This window comes from Salegentibacter salinarum, from assembly GCF_900168115.1.
Taxonomy (GTDB): domain Bacteria; phylum Bacteroidota; class Bacteroidia; order Flavobacteriales; family Flavobacteriaceae; genus Salegentibacter; species Salegentibacter salinarum.
The window spans coordinates 34,921-54,905 of the sequence record NZ_FUZC01000005.1; the positions used below are offsets into that span (position 1 = coordinate 34,921).

Consider the following 19,985-nt stretch of genomic DNA (forward strand, 5'->3'; position numbering starts at 1 on the left):
AGCTATGCTTTTAATTTAAAATAGAATGTACTTCCCACACCTACCTGGCTGTCTACCCAAATGCTGCCTTCGTGTAGTTGTACAATTTTTTCTACATGGGCAAGACCAACTCCGGTACCGTCATTTCCGTTGGTTTCTTTTACACGGTTAAAAATGGTGAAAATGTTCTTTTTATCTTCTTCTGAAATCCCGTAGCCATTATCCATTACCGAGAAAACCCAGAATTTCCCTTCGCGATAGGCTGCAATACGAATATCGGGGTTGCGTTCTTTGGGTGTATATTTTATCGCGTTACTTATTAAATTTTGAAATAACAGGCGTAATTCTACTTCGTAACCCATAATTTTTGGAAGCGTACCGGCATTCACTTTTGCATTGGTATCTTTAATTCTCTTGCCTAGATCATATTTTACAACCTCAACAACTTCTTTGATGTTTACCAGGCTTTTTTCTCCATTTCTACCAATCCTGGAATGCTCCAGTAATGCTTTAATTTGTTCAGAAAGTCTTGTAGAAGCATCTTTTATATACTTCACATAATCTTTGCCTTTTTCATCTAATTGCGCAGAGTACATTTTCCCCAGCACATCACTACCAAATTTAATGGTAGAAAGTGGCTCCTGCAGATCATGTGAGCAAATAGATACAAATTGTTCAAGATCTTTATTGGCGCGTTCCAGATCTTCGTGCTGCTGTTTTAATTTTAATTCAGCATCTTTTTGGGCAGAAATATCAACACAGGTATACCTAATGGTCATTATTTTGCCATCAACCTCTTTTTCTGCTGTGGCATTTAATATTACCGGGAGTGTATCTCCTGTAGCAGTAAGCATTTCCTGCTCCATATTAACTATTACACCGGTATTTTTAAATTCTTTATTAGATTTTAAAGCTTTAAGTTGAGACTCTTCGTTATAAAGATCAAAAACAGGTTTATCTATTAAATCTTCTTTTGAGTTATATCCCAATCTACTAACGGCCATCTCATTGCACTGCACAATTAACTGGGTTTGCGGATCTACACTAATATGTATTACGGGATCTTCTTCATAGAAAGATTTAAAACGTTTTTCACTGGCAACTAGCCGTTCTTTAGAACGTTGCAATAAGCCTACGTCTATAAAAGTAATCACCACCCCACTAACTTCCTCGTTAGAATTAATATAAGGTGAAATCCTTCTCAGGTAATAAGAACCGTCTTTAGTCATTACCTGTTTTTCCAGAATTTTTCCGGTTCTAAGAACACGTTTGCAGCGGGTAATTAAATTGCTTTTTCCCATACTGGATGTAAAGTGCTCTATAGGCCTACCTTCATCAGATTCTATTAAATTGAAATGCCTTTGAATCGCCGGTGTAAACTTCCTTATTTTTAGTTCTTCATCAAGGAAAATAACACCAATCTCGGTACTTTCCAGCAAATTGTTCATATCGGCATTTAATGCCGCTAAATCTTCTACTTTCTGAAGATTTTCGGCATTTACCGTATTAATTTCTTCGTTTACACTTTGCAGTTCCTCATTGGTACTTTGCAATTCTTCGTTAGAAGCCAGGAGTTCCTCATTTGCTGCCTGTAACTCCTCGTTACTGGTTTCAATTTCCTCCATTGATGTTTGCAGCTCTTCTTTAGTCTCTTTGAGTTCATCTTCAAGATCTGCAACAAATTCTTTGGTACGATTGGTAAGCGTTAGTTTCTCAAGAGTTTTAACCTCCTTAAGGTTTACTTCTTTTTCTATAAAAGTAATTACAAAACTCGCGTTAGAATCTTCAACTTGCTGTTGGTAGGGCTTTATTATAATATCTACAGATTTCTTTTCACCATTATGATCAAAAGCGGCATCCTGATATCTAAGTTTTTCGTTATTCTTTTTCGCCTTTTTTACGGAACTTTGAATAATATACTTTAAATCTACGCCCAGCATATCCAAAAGGTTTACCGAAAAACCATTTACCGGTAAATTTGCGTATTTTCTAAACTCCCCTACTGCCTGTAAAATATTAAAGTCGTTATCTATAAAAACACTGGCTCCACCAAAAGTTTCCAGGATTGTTTCATTAAGTTCTTCAGCAAGTTTATTTTTAACCGGATTTGAAGATTTTCTATAAGTTGGCCGTTGAACTTCTTTTGTATTAGAAAGTGACCTTGTTTGCGATGTTGCGGGCGAAATATTTGAATTTAAACGTTTATCAGCATTTTCATTTTGGTAAATTTTTGCCGAGCGATGTATCACCTTAAAAGTATTTTTCTGGGACGAAACATTTTCTGAAGTCCCTAAAACCAAATAACCGCCAACCTTTAAAGCATATTGCAAAAAGTTTAAAGCCTTATTCTGAATTCCGGGTTGGAAATAGATCAAAAGGTTTCGGCAGGCCACCATATCCATATTGCTGAAAGGCGGGTTTGTAATAATATTATGCCTTGAGAAAACCACCATTCGGCGCATCTTATCAATTACCTTATATCCATTGGGCTCGCTTATAAAATATTTCATCAATAAATCTGAATCGATATCGGCTACAATACTTTCAGGATAAAATGCTTCACTTCCAATATCCAGGTGCTTTTGAGAAATATCTGTAGCAAAAATCTTTAAGTCTACACTTTTTCGCTGCTTTTCAATCTCCTCATTAATCATCATAGCAAAAGAATAAGCTTCTTCTCCACTGCTACAGGCAACATCCCAAAGTTTTATAACCTCTCCATCCTTTTTCTTTTCTACCAGTTTAGGAATCACTTCTTCTCTAAGCACTTTCCAAACCTTTGAATCTCTAAAAAATTTAGTTACCCCGATTAAAAATTCCCGATGCAGTATTTCTACTTCTTCATCGTTATTTAATAGAAACTGATAATAATCTGAAAGACTATTGCATTTACACACATTCACCCTTCTGGCAATTCTACGGGCAAGCGTGGCGTGTTTATATTCCCTGAAATCAAGACCGGTTTTTTCGTCTATAAAGCGAAGAATTTTCATCAATTCGCTTTCATTGTAATTGTAATCACCGTCTTTAAAATGAAAAACCGCGGGAGAGTCTATAAAATTCTTGAGTTCCTGCGCCATTTTAGAAATTGGCAAGACATAATCTACCAATCCTGTATTTATGGCACTTTTCGGCATCCCGTCAAACTTAGATTCTTCGGGGTCCTGCACCATAATCATTCCATCGCGTTCTTTTATTGCCCTTACTCCCCTTGTACCGTCACTACCGGTTCCGCTTAATATAATTCCAATAGCTTTCCCTTTGCGCTCCTTAGAAAGGGCTTCAAAGAACATATCTATAGGCAGATTTAAGCTTTGATCCTTTGGTTTTTCTACAAGATTAAGCTTATTATCTGCAAAAGATAAATTATTGGCAGGCGGTATTAAATAAATATGCCCCTGCTTCATTTTCATTTTGTCATTAATCTCGCGAATAGGCAGGTTGGTGCTTTTTTTAAGAAGTTCGGCCATCATACTCTTATAGTCCGGCGAAAGATGCTGAATAACCACATAAGCATTCTTATCGGTTTCGGGTATGTCTTTGAAAAAAGCTTTAAGAGCTTCCAGGCCACCGGCACTTGCACCTACGGCAATAACACGGGGTTCGTCTATTTTAAGTTTAGTTTCTAACTCCGATTTAGAAGGATAGTTATTTACTTTTGTCATTTAGAATGATTAAGTCAGTCTTATAGAAAATTAAAAAGGCAAACACCAAAAATATAGGTTAAGCCGGAGAAATGTGAACCCATTTGCCATTTATATTAACAAAATAGCCCTAAAACGGCAGATTCTATCACTTCAGAATGTCAAAATTTAAATTTAAAGCAGCTAAAATTAACATGTTTTTCAAAACTAAAATGTTAAATATTTCTTTTTAGTTCATTGTCCTACCCTTCAATTCGCACCTAAAGTTTTCAATGCTAAGCTTTAATAAAGCTGATTTATATCATTTCTTCCAATCCTGTTTAAAGCTAAATTTACCTTGTATTCTAGAAATCCTCATGCTAGTTTATTTAAAAAAATTCAATACCTGCATTCACCATAATGCTTAAAGATGAAAACACTATCCTCATATCAATCAGGTTTAAGCTCCTTTTTCCAGGAAATCGGAGAAATGGGAAGGTTTACCGGCAGGTATTTTAGAGAACTTTTCAGTACACCATTTGAGTTCAGGGAATTCCTGAAGCAATGCTACCAGATGGGCAATAAATCTTTGCTTTTAGTAAGTGTGACCGGGTTTATCTTAGGCCTGGTGTTTACCCTGCAATCCCGGCCAACCTTAATGGAGTTTGGTGCGGCTTCCTGGATGCCATCTATGATAAGTATTTCTATTGTTCGGGAAATTGGCCCTGTAATTATCGCCCTCATTTGCGCGGGAAGAATAGGTTCAAGTATAGGTGCAGAATTAGGCTCTATGCGGGTTACAGAGCAAATAGATGCTATGGAAGTTTCAGGGACTAACCCTTTTAAATTTCTTGTAGTAACCAGGATCCTATCCGCCACCTGTATGTTACCCATTTTGGTGATCGTAGGCGATTTTGTGGCGCTAATTGGTTCTGCGATTATAGAGAATATAAAAGGAGATGTTTCTTTTACCCTTTATTTTAACCAGGTTTTTGCTGCACTAGAGTTTACAGATCTTATTCCGGCAACGGTAAAAACTTTCTTCTTCGGTTTTGCCATTGGGCTGGTGGGTTGTTTTAAAGGCTACAACAGCAAAAAAGGAACCGCCGGCGTTGGGAAAGCTTCCAATTCAGCGGTAGTTTTTACTTCCATGTTGCTGTTTGTATTAGATTTTATCGCCGTTTTTATCACTGACATTTTTTATAACTGAAAATGGAAAATAGAGCCGTAATAGAAATAAAAAACCTGTCCAAAAGCTTTGGCGATGTTGAAGTATTAAAGGATTTCAATTTAAATTTATTTGAAGGGGAAAACCTTGTTTTGATGGGAAAATCTGGTTCAGGAAAATCAGTGATGATAAAGTGCCTGGTAGGTCTAATCAATTTTGACCAAGGTAGTATTAAAGTTTTAGGGAAAGATATTTCTAAAATGAAACAACACGAACTGGATGAATTAAGAACCGATATAGGTTTCCTGTTTCAGGGCAGCGCTTTATACGATTCTATGACGGTACGGGAAAATTTAGAGTTTCCATTAAGAAGACACAGAAAAAATTCTGAAAGAAAAACTGAAGAATTAGTGAAAGAAGCTTTAGAAAATGTAGGATTACCAAAAACTATAGACCTAATGCCCGCCGAACTTTCGGGAGGAATGCAGCGTAGAATTGCCTTGGCAAGAGCTCTTATTTTAAAACCAAAGATTATAATATACGACGAACCCACTACGGGTTTAGACCCTATTACGGCAAAAGAAATCATTTTATTAATGATGACTATTCAGAAGAAATATGCAACCTCATCTATAATAATTACGCACGATGTAGATTGTGCGCGGGTAATTTCGAACCGAATGATCTTATTGCTAGGCGGAACAAATTATGCCGAAGGAACTTTTAAGGAGCTGGCAGCATCTGGTGATCCAAAAATTAAAGCATTTTTTAAATAAAAAATTATGAAATCAAATTCTGTACAAAATATAAAACTGGGGGTTCTTATTGTTACGGGACTTATTATTTTCACCCTGGGAGTTTTTTTCATTGGAAACAAGCAAAACCTATTTGGAGATTCAATTCTGGTAAGTTCTGTCTTTAAGAATGTAAACGGACTGCAATCGGGGAATAATGTTCGTTATTCGGGTGTGAATGTGGGGACAGTAAAGGAAATCAAATTTTTGAATGATACTGCAATTTGTGTAGATATGCTTATAAACCGGGAAGCCGGAAATTTAATTAAAAACAATTCCCTCGCAACTATAAATTCAGACGGATTAGTTGGAAGTATGGTTTTAAATATTTTACCTACCAATCAGGCTCCATCTCCCACAATTCAGGAAGGCGATACACTTGCTTCAATTAGCCAGGTAGCGACTGCCGATATGCTAAATACGCTGAATAAAACCAATGAAAATGCCGCACTTTTAACCGAAGACCTATTGAAAATCACCAATAGTATAAATTCCGGAGAAGGCGTTTTAGGCGATTTACTCAAAGATAAAATCCTGGCCAAAAATGTACAGGAAAGTGTTGAAAATTTAAATGAAACAACCAGAGCTGCCAGATCGGGAATGACTAAACTAAATGGTATTTTAAATAAAGTAGATTACGAAAACTCTGTGGCCGGTTTGCTTCTTAGCGACTCAAGTGCACAAAATAGTTTCCGAATAATAATTGCAGATCTGCAGACTGCATCTACACAAATAAAGGAAATTAGTGCCGATTTAGGACAGTTTTCTAATAACCTTAACTCAGAAAAAGGCGCGCTTAATTATGTGGTAAAAGACACCAGCTTTGTAAACCAACTCGACCAAAGTATGGAAAATATTGAAGAAGCTACGCATCGCTTTAACCAGAATATGGAAGCATTAAAGCATAATATCTTATTCCGTGGATATTTTAGAAAATTGGAGCGCCAAAAAGCCAGAGAAGAAAAACAAAATTGAAAAAATTTTAAACAGGTTATTATGAAACTGGAACATTTGAAAGAGCGCATCAATGAATATAAAAGTTCGATAAAAATAGTGGTAAACAAACGTATTATCTGGGAAAACAGCACTAAAAAGCTAATTGTTGAAACTTTAAAAAAGGCCGAAGCTACCTATCCAATAGGATGGAAAGTACAGGAATTAAAATGGATACACACCAACGAAGCCGTAAATATTACTTTTGACTCATTTCCTGCAGATCTTATAGATTTCACCAATAAAATACCAAACTATCAATTTTTGCAAGGGGGCGCACTCGTTTTTTCTCAATTACACAATGGGGATATAGAAATAATTGTCACTTTCCCTATTCTTGAGAATTGGATTCTTTCAGAAAATGAAATTGTGGAGCTGGGTGTTTTTTCACCCCGGGACATTACTGAAAGGCTGATCGTGGAAAAGATAGATGAATTCCTTAAGGAAATGATTAAATGGGAAGTTCCTATCATAAAAAATAAGATGGGTTTTAAAGCTCAATAATTATGATCCCACCTTGTGTTCTGTCAAAATAAATAGACATATAATACAAAAAAGGCAACAGTATTAATTGTGCATTGCACCTTAGTTCCTGAAATTAAATATGATCCATTCGCCATCTTTTGAGTTCAGGAAGCTTCTTGATGAGTTCCTGTGCTTCTTCCAGGCTAATATCCTCGTGCATTTCGGCCATTTCCAGTAATTTTACCTCTAATTCATGTAAGTTAAGCGATTTATCGGTAAAAGCGCCATCCTGATAGCAATCACGGCAATAATCGGTATTTATCGATTTATCGCGACTGGTACCTCCAGTGGCTTTTGTGAATGGCCATCCACAACTTTGGCAAATTAAAGTTTTCATCAGCTAATTTTTATTAAAATATACGAAAAATTTGATATAATACGTTACAAACCAACTACTTAGAAAGTAGCATTTTTAACTTTGAAAGCATAATGACTTCAGATTTATTTTTTCCCGCAAACGAAGCTGCAATGGCATCTGCAGTTTCCCAGATTAACTGGTTAATTGGCGAAGTAAATAATTCCTCATTATCCTTTTTGTATTGCCTGAATTCGTTAAAAGCCCATTCTGCTTCCGGAGCTTTCTCCTCAAGCCAGTCAAAGATCATTTCAATCTTATAGGCTTCATCGGTTCCAAACTCATCAATTTGATTATCTATTGGTACCCATTTCTTTTGTACCAAATCGTTCAGGGTTTTAATTTCTTCGGTTCGCACCACTTTATCAGAAGCTGCAATGGCGTAGAAAAGCATGCCGATATTCTGATAAAATTCTTCGGTGAAGACATGTTTTTTAGATAGTTCCATAATAAAAGTTTTACTCGAAAATCGAGATTTAATTGAGACGAGGCTGAGCTTGAAATTATAAATTATTTTTTCTTAAGGCTTCGCGACTTCCCGAGGTGATTTACATTTTAAAGATAATCCTAAGAAGCGTAGCTAAAAATGATAAAAATCAGTTTTTATGTGCAAGTATTCTTCTGTATGGCAACTACAAAACAACTAAATGCCTGAATTTCAGTTAAATAAATCAATTTATTCTTCGCCAAATTATAAAAAATAACTTTGTATATTTAGCTGTTGTTTTAAAGCATTTCCCCAAACTTCCCCTCACTGGAATGCCAAACAATCCCCAACTAACATATTTTTAAAATTTAAGTTTTACAGGGATGAAGTGTATTCTTTATATTTCAGATAGAAATTCCGGTCACCCAATACCAGGTGAACTCACGGAGAAACAGGATTATGAATTTATATATTCAAATTCAGCAAGCGATTTAAGAGGCTTATTATTAAAAAATAAACCTGATTTACTGATCTGGGCCAAAAAAAATCCCATTCCTTCTGAACTTCTAGATGAAAATCCGGAGCTTTTAAAGCTTCCTATACTTACAATTACTAAAGCTAAAATTAAAACTCAAAAATCGTTTCATATAAAACATCACTTCTTACCACCCACCGTGTCGGACCAAAAGTTAATGCGGAAAATTGACTTTCTTACCAATGCTAAAAGTGATAATTTTAAAATTATTAAAAATTTTGAGAAAAGTGCGGTTCCTGATATAGAAGCTTTAAAAAGTTATATGGAAATAAAAGGGGAATTGATAAACCTGGATAAGCATACAATTTTATTTCGTGAGAACCGGCATTCCAGCTTTATCTATTTAATAAAACAAGGCCTGGTTAAAACTTCAAGAATGGACCAATTAGGAAAAGAATTAATCACGGGAGTTTATCGTAAAAATGATTTATTAGGATTATATGGGTTTCATAAAAATCCAGTCGCGACAGAAATGGCGACGACCTTAGAACCCTCTGAATTTTATAGAATCTTACATACAGAATTTAGGGAAATACTTCAGAAAAACCAGGAGTTAAGCCTTGATTTAGCTCAATATTTAACCGATACCGTATTGGCGCTAAAATCACAACTTTTAGAAATGGCTTATGCTTCGGTATTAAAGAAAACCTCCAATACTATTCTTCAATTTAAAGATGAATTACAAAACCCGGAATTTAAAGGACTTAATATCTCCAGGACCGATTTAGCCAGTATGGCTGGGATTTCTACAGAAAGTTTTATACGTAGTCTTTCCAGCCTTAAAAAAGAAGGAATTATCGCTATAAAGGGTAAAAAGATAAACATCCTGAAACCGGACAAGCTACAGGAGATCCTATAATCCTAATTTTTTGTTAAATACTGATTTTCTGACATTTGTCATTTTTTTGAACAATGTTTTCTTCTATTTTTAAAAGCATAAAATTATCTATATATAAATCCAGTAATTTGTTTTTCCTAACTCCCAGAGTTGGAAATCAAATTAGAAGATATCAAAGGTATTTTTTAACCGGATATACAAATTTTACTTCGTGTAAGATCACTGATATCAAACCAGAGTTAAAGAGTAAACTTAATATCTTCTTAAGGAACAGGAGGCAATGGTCTCCTGTTTCTGTTTTTAGACTTGACTCTTTTTTTAAAATTCTAAAAATGAAATCTTATAATTCTTCATCTAAAGCTAATTTTTCATTGTAAAAGCTTAAAATTCAATTACAAACTGATTTTCCTCATAGTTTAAACTTCGCTGTTATCTTAACTTTATTATTCAAAGTTTTAGAAGATGAGAAAGATAATTTTACCCACCGATTTTTCAGAAAATGCTTATAACGCATTGCGATTTGCCTGCCAGCTTTTTAAGTATGAAAAGAGCGAAATAATTCTTTTAAATACTTATGCAGAAAAGGTTTATACCGATGAGAGACTGCTAAGCAAAGAATTGATAGATGAGCTTAAAGCGGTTACCAAAGCAAAGGCAGAAATGGCCTTAAATGAAATTAGCTCTAAAATTCACGACGAATTTTGCAACCCCAGGCATAAACTTAGATCTATAGCGGCCTTTGGCGATTTGGTAGATGAGGTGAACAGCCTGGTGAATTCAGAAAATGCCGATCTCGTTATTATGGGAACCCGCGGGGCTACAAATGACAGGGAACTTGGTTTTGGAAGCAACACCTTACTCGTCTTAAAATATGTGCAGTCTCCCGTTTTGGCCATTCCCGCTAATTTTAGTTATCAGGAACCGAAAAATATTTTATTCCCTACTAATTTTTTAATTCCGTATCAAAAACGGGAATTAAAGGTTGTGGGTGAAATTGCTCGCGATTTTAAATCTGTTATACACTTCCTGTATCTCTCTAAATATAAGGCAACTTCTGCAAGGCAAAGAGATAACCTAGAGTTTTTACAAGAGCAATTCTACAATATCCGCTTAGAAAAACATCAAAGTGAAGAATTGCAAAAGGAAAAGGCCATAGAAGAGTTTATAGCTGAAAATAAAATAGATCTTTTGGTGATGGTGAATTCCCGTCACACTTATTTAGAAGATATGCTCCTTACCTCTACCATAGACAAAGTGGGTTTACATCCTAAAGTTCCCCTACTGGTGTTACAAAATTTCAATAGGGAATACATTTAAAATTTAGAAATTATGAAAAAAATACTCTTACCCACAGATTTTTCAGAAAACGCGTATAACGCGATTTCATATGCCATTAAAGCCTTTATAGATGAAAAATGTACTTTTTATCTTCTAAATACATATACCCCGGTTTTATATGATTCTGAATATATTTTATACAACAGTACACAGCCAAATCTCGCTGAAGTATATAAAAAAAATTCTATCTCCGGATTACGAAAAGTAGAACGAAAAATTAATCGTGATTTTAATAATCCAAATCATCAATTCGAGAAAATTTCGTCCTTCAATCTTTTAATAGATGAAATGAAAGAGCAGGTGAAATCAAAAGAAATAGACCTGGTAATTATGGGAACTCAGGGTGCAACCGGTGCTGAAGAAATTTTAATCGGGACCAATAGTGTGCACGCGCTTAATAAGCTAAAAGTGCCATTATTAATGATTCCTTCAGGTTATGAATATCAGTCTCCTGTTAACATTCTATTTCCTACAGATTTTGAATTAAATTTTAGCCCTGCTCAACTAGAACCAATTTTAAATTTGGCCGAAAAACATACTTCCAGGCTTAATATTTTACACGTTTATTTTGGTAAAGACCTGGACGAAAACCAGGAAAAAAGCAAAAGAAACCTCAGTAAAATCCTGGAAGACACTCCGCATCAATTTTATACAATTGAAGACAAAAGTGTACCCAAAGCCATAAAAAAATACCAGGAACAGCATGAGGTAGATTTACTTTTTATGGTAAATAACAAACGTAGCTTCTTTGAAAACCTGCTATTTAGGCCGGTAGTGAATAAAATAGGTTTTCATATTAAAGTGCCTTTTATGGTGATCCAATCAGGAAAATTCAATTAGTTATGAAAAATATACTCATCCCGACCGATTTTTCGGCTAATGCCTGGAAAGCTACAGTTTACGCCTTTAGTTTATTTCAGAATGAGCTATGTAATTTCTATTTTTTAAATGCGTGTAAACCTGAATTTTATACTCCAGATATTAATGGAGATAGTTTAGCACAGGCTAAAAGCGAAAATAAAATCTTGATGAATAAGTTGCTGAAAGAAGTAACTACAATAAATAAGAATCAAAATCATAGGTTTAAACCTGTAATTATTGAATCCTGGCTAAACGATGCAGTTGTTGAAATTCAAGATGAAATAATTTTTGATCTCATAGTAATGGGAACAAAAGGTGAAACCGAACCAGACGACAGGATTTTTGGCACCAATAGTATGAACGTGATTGAAACCGTAGACCATATGCCGGTTTTACTTATTCCAGATAATTGTGTATATGTACCCGAAGTAAAAAAAGAACTGGTGCTTGCCACCAGGTTCGATAAATCATTTTCAGATTATGAAATAAACTTTTTAATAGATATGGCTAAGAAATTTAAAGCCAGTATTAGGATTCTTTATATTCAGGACACTGAAAATTTATCTGAAGAACAGAAAAATACTAAAGAAGGACTGCACGACTATTTCAAGGATGTTTCTCATAGTTTTCACACGCTAACCAATATTGAAGTTACCAAGGGAATTCACAGTTTTATTCAAAGCAGGAATAGTGATGTGCTGGTTTTAAACCATAAAAAAAGAGGTTTTTTTCAAAATCTTTTTTCAAAATCCTTACTTAAAGAATTAGGTAAGAAGCCCCAAATCCCTATGCTTTTTATGCCTTCAGATTTATAAAAATTAAAACCGAATAATCCTGGAAAAACCTACTACAATGGATATCTCTAAGTTACAAATTATAAAAGCTTCTGGCGAGAAAGCTAAATTTTCTATAGACAGGGTTGCAGAATCTCTAAGGAGATCTGGTGCCAATGAAGAATTGATTCAGGCAACCCTGGAAAAACTAAAAACCGAGCTTTACGAAGGTATTACCACCAAAGAAATTTACAACCGTGCTTTTAATTTGCTGAAAACGGGGAATAAAACCAGTGCTTCAAAGTATAAATTAAAAACCGCTATTTATGAATTGGGGCCAACTGGTTTTCCATTTGAAAAATTTATTGCTGCGCTTTTAAGTCATAGTGGTTATAAAACCCAAATCGGACAATTCTACCAGGGAAAATGTGTAACCCACGAAATTGATGTTGAAGCAAGAACCGATTCAAAACTGGTTTTAATTGAATGTAAATTTCATAATGCCGGAAGAAATTGTGATGTGAAAATTCCGCTTTATATAGATTCCAGGTTTCAGGATATAAAAAACTTTAGAAATAACGGAGAAAATAAACTGCACTTTGAAGAAGGTTGGGTGGTCACCAATACAAGGTTTACATCTGATGCGGTAAAATATGCGAAATGTGCAAATCTTAAATTATTGAGCTGGGATTATCCAAAAGGCGAAGGACTTAAAGATAGAATAGACCAGTTAGGTTTGTATCCTATAACCGTTTCTACCCTGCTTTCAGAAAGAGAAAAGAATTTTTTATTAAGTCGGGACGTGGTGTTGTGCAAGGAACTAATAAACGACAACTTTTTCCTGGACCATTTAGGCATCAACAATCCTCGAAAAAAGAGAATACTTGAAGAAATGAAAGATCTCTGCAAACATTAAAATTATGGAAAATCAAGTAAAAATTCATTTCCTGGGAGGTTCGGGAACAGTTACCGGATCAAAATTTCTCATAGAAACCCCCGAATTAAATTTATTAATAGATTGCGGGCTCTTCCAGGGAGTTAAAAGCTTACGGGAACTAAACTGGAAAGATTTCCCGTTTGATCCTAAAAATATAGATTTAATATTTCTTACACACGCACACCTGGATCACACGGGTTACCTCCCCAGATTGGTAAAACAGGGTTATAAAAAACCTATTCTTGGTACTCCTCCAACTTTAGGAATTGCCGGAGTAATCTTAAGGGACAGTGCCAAAATTCAGGAAGAAGACGCAGAAAGAGCCAATAAAGAAGAATATAGTAAGCATCAACCTGCCTTGCCACTGTACACCTCGAGTGATGCCGAAAAAACTATAGGTTTATTCAAAAGTATTAAGCTGAATGAGTGGCATAGAATTTCTGAAAATATTAAATATCGTTACCAGACCAACGGCCATATTTTAGGTTCCACTTTTATTGAATTTGAGATTTTTGAAAAATATTTTGTATTCTCGGGCGATGTTGGTAGGGAAAAGGATTTGCTTTTAGAAGCACCCAATAGACCTGAATGGGCAGATTATTTATTTTTAGAAAGTACTTACGGCGACCGGCTTCATCCAGAAGATGATTCAGATGAAATTCTTATTGAAACTATTAAGGAAACAATCAACCAAAAAGGAAACCTTATTATTCCAAGCTTCGCCGTAGAGCGATTACAGGGAATTATGTACAAGCTTTATCTTTTAATAAAAAAGAACAAAATCCCGGAAATCCCTATTTACATAGATAGCCCAATGGGAAATGAAGTCCTGGGATTGTTTGAAGGTTTTAGCAAGTGGCATAAAGTAGAGCCGGATGAATTTAGAAAAATGCTTTCCTATTTTAAGATTATCACTTCATACCGAGATACCTGGAAAACCATAGATGAAAACATGTCTAAAATTGTAATAGCCAGCAGCGGAATGGTAACCGGTGGCCGTGTTCTTACTTATCTACGATATTTAATAGGTAAACCTGAAACCACGGTTTTATTAGCGGGGTATCAGGCTGAAGGAACAAGAGGCAGACAGCTGGAAAACGGAGCGTCAGAAGTAAAGATTTTCGGAAAATATTGCCCGGTTAAAGCAAAAATATTGAAAATGGAAAGTCTTTCTGCGCACGCCGATCAGCAGGAATTGCTGGATTGGATTTCAGAAATTAAAAATATCCCTGAAAAGATATTTTTAATTCACGGGGAGCCCACCGCTTTGGATTCCTTAAGAGTAAAAATAAAAGATCGTTATAAATACCCGGTAAGCATTCCTGCAATTAATGATGTAATAACTTTAAAGCTATAAATTCCCAATAAGCTAACGAAAACCTTTTCGTTCAATTTAGCACCCTTTTTCTGCAATAATGGCAGTAAAAATGGCAGATTTCTCGCGGAATATAATTTAAATAAAAAATTAGGTTTTATTCTATTACAGTCAAAGCGATAGGTAAAAACTTACTATATACTATATTCTTAACGTTTTTCATATTTTTTATTATCTCAAAAGCTAATAAAGAAAGGTCTTCAATCTACCTAATTATAAAGGCCTAAGCGCTATCAAAATTTATTAAAAACCTCTGAACTACGTGTTTTTAGATTAGTTTAACCTAAAATTTTCTTTGTTGCGGTCAAAATAATTTAATTTAATCCTGGCTTTTGGCAGGCAAGTTCGGTTTTATTGGGAAACATTGCATGGTCTTTGTTCTTAATGGCCCGGACTTGAATGTCTGGAAAGTTGAAATAAATTAATTAACCAAAAAATAAAGAATGAAAGTATTAGTAATTGGAGCAGGAAATATGGGACTTACATACGCCGAAGGAATGGCGAAGTCTAGTTTTCTTAATCACCGAAATCTTATGATTTTCGATAAATCGGCTGAAGTAATTACCACGCTGAGTAAAATAGATCATTTTGATGTATATGATGATATAGAAGAATGTCTTCCAAAGGCAGACATCGTATTTCTGGCTGTAAAACCATATCACTGCGATGCTTTATTTGAAGAAATTAAACCTCTAGTAAACGATCAGCAAATTTTTGTTTCCTTGATGGCGGGAGTAACTATCGATAAAATACAAGAGGGATTAGGTGTTAAAAAAGTAGTTCGTTCTATGCCTAACCTTCCTGCACAGGTTGGAAAGGGAGTTACTTCTTTTACAGAAGCTAAGGAAATATCCAGAGTAGAACTTCTAATGGTAAGAAACTTATTAGATACTACTGGAGCTTCGATTCACGTGGAGACAGAAAAATTTATTGATGCCTCTACAGGTATTTCCGGAAGTGGGCCAGCTTACGTTTTTTACTTTATGAACTCTATGATGGAAGCCGCTTTAAAAATGGGCTTTTCCAAAAACGATTCTAAGGTATTGGTAAGCCAAACATTTGAAGGTGCTGTAAAACTTTTTAATGAATCAGATCTTTCCCCAACAACCTGGATGGATCGCGTTGCTTCTAAAGGAGGAACAACTCGTGCAGCTTTAGATTCTATGGACGATAATAACGTTGAAGAATTAATTAAGGATGCGGCTTACGCGGCATTTGACAGAGCTGTAGAACTGGGAAAAGAGTAATCTAAATCTAAAAAAGAAGTTTAAATATAACTTTATAAAATGGAAAAAAAGAGAATCGTAGTTAAGGTCGGAACTAATGTAATGACCAATAAAGATAACAGGATTTTAGGCCCTGTACTAAAACATCTTGTAGAACAAATAGCTACACTTTATGAAGAAGATATTATGGTAGTTCTTGTTTCTTCGGGATCGGCAATTGCCGGTAAAGAAGTTCTTGGAGATGTTGATATAAAAGATGCTTCTAAAAGAAGACAGGTTTTTTCTGCAGTGGGACAACCTCGTATGATGCGTCACTACTATAGTATTTTTCACGATTACGGAATGCGTTGTGCGCAGGTTCTGGCTACCAAAAGAGATTTTAGCCCGGGGATTCACCGCGAAAATATGATTAACTGTTACGAATCTTTATTATCTGAAGGAATTATCCCAATTGCCAATGAAGATGATGCAGTATCAGTAACAATGTCTATGTTCTCTGATAACGACGAACTTGCCAGCCTTGTCGCTGAACTGATAAATGCAGATTCCCTGATTATTCTAAGTGATACCGATGGCCTCTACACCGGTCATCCCGGAGACGACGAATCCGAAAAACTTAATAAAGTAACCGTTGATGAAAACGTTGAAAAATACGTTCAGGAATCTGGAAAAGGAGAAGGCGAAGGCCGGGGAGGTATGGAGTCTAAAATTAAGATTGCCAAAGGAACTGCTGCTAAAAACATTACCACTTATATAGCAAATGGTAAACAACATAATGTGATCCTTGATATCGTAGCCGGAAAACCGGTGGGTACCAAATTTACCGCCTAAAAGGCCAAAAAAATTGAAGTTTAATCAAACTAAAAATAAATCGAGTAATGAAATTATTAGATTCAAAAACCAAAAATAACGTTTTACAATCCATGATTAATATCCTGGATAAAAGACGTGAGGAAATAGTAGCCGCAAATAAAAAAGATCTTGACGCTTTTGGCGAAGGAGATCAGGCTATGCGTGACAGGTTGGTAGTAAACAATGCCAAGGTAGATGATATGATACGCTCTGTAAAAGAAGTTATGGATCAGGAAGATCCTGTGGGCCAAACTATAGAGCATAGAAGATTGGATACCGGATTGGACATTACTAATAAAACCGCACCATTTGGAACGATTATGATTATTTATGAATCCCGTCCCGATGTTACAATTGAAGCCGCGGTACTTGCGTTCAAGGCAAATAATAAGATTTATCTAAAAGGTGGTAAGGAAGCAAACCATTCTAATAGAATACTTGAGGAATGCTGGCACGAAGCGCTTAAGGAAAATGGTTTAGAAAAGGACTGGATCGAGCTATTGCAAATGAATAGAACGGAAACCCAGGAATTCCTTAAAAATCCGCCACAACATATAGATTTAGTAGTGCCAAGAGGTGGAGAAAAGCTTATCGCTTTTGTAAAAGAGCATTCTACTGGTGCTGTTTTAGTGAGCGGACGAGGAAATAATTTCCTTTATGTTTCTAAAAACGCCGATTTTAATACCGCGAAAAAAGTAATGCTGAATGCTAAAATCGATAAGATTTCAGGGTGTAATGCATTAGATAAGGTATTAATCGATAAAAATCTGCCAGACTTTGAAAAAAGAGTAAAAGAACTTTACGATATGTTTACTGAAAATAAAGTGCATATCCAGGTAGACGATGATATTGCAAAGGTACTTCCAAATGAAGAAAAAATACCTTCAGAAGATACCTGGTATGAAGAGTTCCTGGCAATGAGAATTGTGTTGGGTGCTGTAGATGGTAACGATGCCGCAATGGATAAGATCAATAAATATTCTGGTGGGCATTCAGCCGTAATTATCACTAAAGATAAGGAAGAAGCCGCCAACTTTATGGAGCAGGTAGACAGTGCTGCTGTATATCATAACGCTTCAACCAGATTTACCGATGGCGGTCAAATGGGAGTTGGTGCAGAACTTGCAATTAGTACCGATAAACTTCACCACCGTGGACCACTTGGTTTAAAACAATTGGTTACCAATAAATACTATGTATTAGGTGAAGGTCATATTAGAGAGTAGTTACTCTTTTAATAAAGAAACTGATAAGTTTTTAAAATCGTCATCCTGAATTTATTTCTGGGTCCAGAAGGTGAATCAATTCCGAAACTCCGGGACAGCTTGACGATAAATAACTTAAAAAACCGCTGAGAAATTCAGCGGTTTTTTTATACTCCACTTTTTATAAAACAAAATTCTTTCTTTCATAAATGTAACTTTTACGCACTTTTTGAGTCTTATACAAAAAGAACCGTTTATCAATGAAAAAAGCCATTTATACGCTGGCCTTTATTGGCGCACTTTACAGCTGTAAAACCACACAAACCTCAAAGAAAGATCAACCTGTTGTTGCAAGCATAGACCTTGTTAATGTTGAAGAAGACAAAGTTTCGGTAACAGTAGACCCCGATAAGTTCACTTCTGAAAATACTAGCTTTTATATTCCTAAAACCGTTCCCGGCACCTACTCTACCGATAATTACGGAAAGTTTATCGAAAATTTTAAAGCCCTGGATTACGAAGGAAATGAACTGGAATTTGAAAAAATTGACGATAATTCCTGGACTATCCCAAACGCTGAAAATTTAGATAAGGTAAGCTACCAGGTAAACGATACTTATGATATTGAAGGCGAAGAAGGTGTTTTTTCACCCTCGGGAACTAATATTGAAGCAGGAGAAAATTTTATGCTTAATCTCCACGGCTTTGTAGGTTATTTTGAAAATGAACAGGAAGAACCTTACCGTCTGGAAATTAAAAGACCACAAGGTTTAATTCCAGGTACGGCTTTAAGTAAAACGGTCGCTGCTTCAGAAGATATGTCGTTCAAAGAAGATATTTATTCTTTAGGTCGTTATTTTGAAGTTATAGACAACCCGATTATGTACGCAAAACCCGATACCACCAGTTTTATGGTTGAAGGTATGGAAGTGTTGATCAATGTATATTCTCCAAATGAAATATATACTTCAGAAAGTATAAAACCGGGGATTGAAGAAATGATTAGTGCTCAAAAACGCTTCTTAGGTGAAGTAGACAACACCGGGAAATATGCGATTCTGTTATATCTATCAGATAGTGAAAAACAGGACGCTCGTGGTTTTGGTGCTTTAGAACACCACACTTCTACCGTAGTTGTACTTCCTGAATCTATGCAGCCTGAACAACTACAAAAAACAATGACCGATGTAGTTTCGCACGAATTTTTCCACATTCTTACCCCGTTAAATGTTCATTCAGAAGAAGTTCATTATTTTGATTATAACGATCCTAAAATGTCTCAGCATTTATGGATGTACGAAGGCGTAACCGAATATTTCGCGAACCTTTTCCAGATAAATCAGGAGCTTATAGAAAAACAAGATTTTTACGATAGAATTTCAGATAAAATAAAGTCGGCGCAACAATTTGATGATACGATGCCATTTACGGAAATGAGCCAAAACATCCTGGAAGATCCTTATAAAGACAGTTATTACAACGTGTACCAAAAAGGAGCCTTAATCGGGATGGCTTTAGATATTCGTTTAAGGGAGTTAAGCGATGGCACCATGGGAATTCTAGACCTTATGAAAGCACTTAGTGATAAATATGGAATGGATAAACCTTTTGTAGACGATGAATTATTTGATGATATCATTGAACTTACTTATCCTGAAATAAGAACTTTCTTGGAAACTTATGTGAGCGGTACCACACCAATTCCTTACAATGAATTTTTCGCAAAAGTAGGTCTTGAAGAAACTGAAACCGAAGTTAATACCGGTTATTTTATAAAAGGCCAAACGCCTTATATAGATGGGGATCCTGCTAAAGGTGAACTGTTTTTTAGAAAAAATATTCAGTTTAATTCCTTTTTAAAGAAACTTGGTGTAGAAGGTGGCGATATAATTAAATCTGTAAACGGTGAGGAATATAATATTCAGAATGTTTATAATCTAATTATGAAAGCAGAATCATGGGAAGAAGGTGAAGAAGTGAGTTTTGTAGTAACGCGAGACGGTGAAGAGTTGGAACTTACGGCCACTACTGCCCAACCAACTGATACCGATACCACAATTAAGGAAAAAGATCTGCCCGAAAGCAGCGAAGAAGTAAAACTTAGAAATGCTTGGTTAAAAGGTTAATAGATTTTAATTTAAGTATTTTTTGCGGCGGGAATTCCCGCCGCTTTTTTATTTC

At 35.4% G+C, this 19,985-nt stretch carries 17 protein-coding genes; 14 read left to right on the forward strand and 3 right to left on the reverse strand.

The window, feature by feature from the left end:
- Window positions 1-2: 2 nt before the first annotated feature.
- Window positions 3-3,644 (reverse strand): chemotaxis protein CheB, encoded by a 3,642-nt coding sequence (locus tag B5X53_RS07540; RefSeq protein WP_079712628.1) that lies wholly within the window; start codon window positions 3,642-3,644, stop codon window positions 3-5.
- A 388-nt stretch (window positions 3,645-4,032) separates the two neighbouring features.
- On the opposite strand from B5X53_RS07540, the gene B5X53_RS07545 reads away from it, so the two are divergent.
- The 4 genes from B5X53_RS07545 to B5X53_RS07560 are packed head-to-tail and all read left to right on the forward strand — an operon-like array spanning window position 4,033 to window position 7,061.
- Window positions 4,033-4,812, forward strand: coding sequence for an MlaE family ABC transporter permease (locus tag B5X53_RS07545; protein ID WP_079712629.1), 780 nt, complete (start codon window positions 4,033-4,035; stop codon window positions 4,810-4,812).
- Window positions 4,813-4,814: 2 nt separating this feature from the next.
- Entirely contained in the window at window positions 4,815-5,546 is a 732-nt protein-coding gene (locus tag B5X53_RS07550) for an ABC transporter ATP-binding protein (protein WP_079712630.1), read from the forward strand.
- Between the two features lie 6 nt (window positions 5,547-5,552).
- A complete protein-coding gene (locus B5X53_RS07555) occupies window positions 5,553-6,539 on the forward strand; it encodes an MlaD family protein (protein ID WP_079712631.1) in 987 nt (328 codons plus the stop codon).
- A 21-nt stretch (window positions 6,540-6,560) separates the two neighbouring features.
- The gene (locus B5X53_RS07560) at window positions 6,561-7,061 is read left to right on the forward strand and encodes a hypothetical protein (protein WP_079712632.1); all 501 of its coding nucleotides are present in this window, start codon (window positions 6,561-6,563) and stop codon (window positions 7,059-7,061) included.
- Between the two features lie 94 nt (window positions 7,062-7,155).
- Here the strand turns inward: B5X53_RS07560 and B5X53_RS07565 are convergent, their stop codons facing one another.
- Window positions 7,156-7,419, reverse strand: a complete 264-nt coding sequence (locus B5X53_RS07565) for a zinc ribbon domain-containing protein (protein ID WP_079712633.1) — start codon at window positions 7,417-7,419, stop codon at window positions 7,156-7,158.
- A gap of 55 nt (window positions 7,420-7,474) precedes the next feature.
- Entirely contained in the window at window positions 7,475-7,885 is a 411-nt protein-coding gene (locus B5X53_RS07570; protein ID WP_079712634.1) for a hypothetical protein, read from the reverse strand.
- A gap of 362 nt (window positions 7,886-8,247) precedes the next feature.
- On the opposite strand from B5X53_RS07570, the gene B5X53_RS07575 reads away from it, so the two are divergent.
- The 10 genes from B5X53_RS07575 to B5X53_RS07620 all read left to right on the forward strand — a co-directional run bounded on the left by B5X53_RS07575 (window position 8,248) and on the right by B5X53_RS07620 (window position 19,930).
- Entirely contained in the window at window positions 8,248-9,258 is a 1,011-nt protein-coding gene (locus B5X53_RS07575; protein WP_079712635.1) for a Crp/Fnr family transcriptional regulator, read from the forward strand.
- Window positions 9,259-9,699: 441 nt separating this feature from the next.
- Window positions 9,700-10,554 (forward strand): universal stress protein, encoded by an 855-nt coding sequence (locus tag B5X53_RS07580; RefSeq protein WP_079712636.1) that lies wholly within the window; start codon window positions 9,700-9,702, stop codon window positions 10,552-10,554.
- Window positions 10,555-10,566: 12 nt separating this feature from the next.
- Entirely contained in the window at window positions 10,567-11,415 is an 849-nt protein-coding gene (locus tag B5X53_RS07585; RefSeq protein ID WP_079712637.1) for a universal stress protein, read from the forward strand.
- A 2-nt stretch (window positions 11,416-11,417) separates the two neighbouring features.
- Entirely contained in the window at window positions 11,418-12,251 is an 834-nt protein-coding gene (locus B5X53_RS07590) for a universal stress protein (RefSeq protein ID WP_079712638.1), read from the forward strand.
- A gap of 37 nt (window positions 12,252-12,288) precedes the next feature.
- Entirely contained in the window at window positions 12,289-13,125 is an 837-nt protein-coding gene (locus B5X53_RS07595; RefSeq protein ID WP_079712639.1) for a restriction endonuclease, read from the forward strand.
- Between the two features lie 4 nt (window positions 13,126-13,129).
- Window positions 13,130-14,503, forward strand: a complete 1,374-nt coding sequence (locus tag B5X53_RS07600; RefSeq protein ID WP_079712640.1) for an MBL fold metallo-hydrolase RNA specificity domain-containing protein — start codon at window positions 13,130-13,132, stop codon at window positions 14,501-14,503.
- 461 nt (window positions 14,504-14,964) lie between these two features.
- The gene (gene proC / locus B5X53_RS07605) at window positions 14,965-15,768 is read left to right on the forward strand and encodes a pyrroline-5-carboxylate reductase (protein ID WP_079712641.1); all 804 of its coding nucleotides are present in this window, start codon (window positions 14,965-14,967) and stop codon (window positions 15,766-15,768) included.
- A gap of 39 nt (window positions 15,769-15,807) precedes the next feature.
- On the forward strand, window positions 15,808-16,578 hold the full coding sequence (proB, locus tag B5X53_RS07610; RefSeq protein WP_079712642.1) for a glutamate 5-kinase: 771 nt from the start codon (window positions 15,808-15,810) through the stop codon (window positions 16,576-16,578).
- 47 nt (window positions 16,579-16,625) lie between these two features.
- Window positions 16,626-17,825: a glutamate-5-semialdehyde dehydrogenase gene (locus B5X53_RS07615; RefSeq protein WP_079712643.1), complete on the forward strand. Its 1,200-nt coding sequence runs from the start codon at window positions 16,626-16,628 to the stop codon at window positions 17,823-17,825.
- Between the two features lie 239 nt (window positions 17,826-18,064).
- Window positions 18,065-19,930: a M61 family metallopeptidase gene (locus B5X53_RS07620; protein WP_079712644.1), complete on the forward strand. Its 1,866-nt coding sequence runs from the start codon at window positions 18,065-18,067 to the stop codon at window positions 19,928-19,930.
- Window positions 19,931-19,985: the final 55 nt, after the last annotated feature.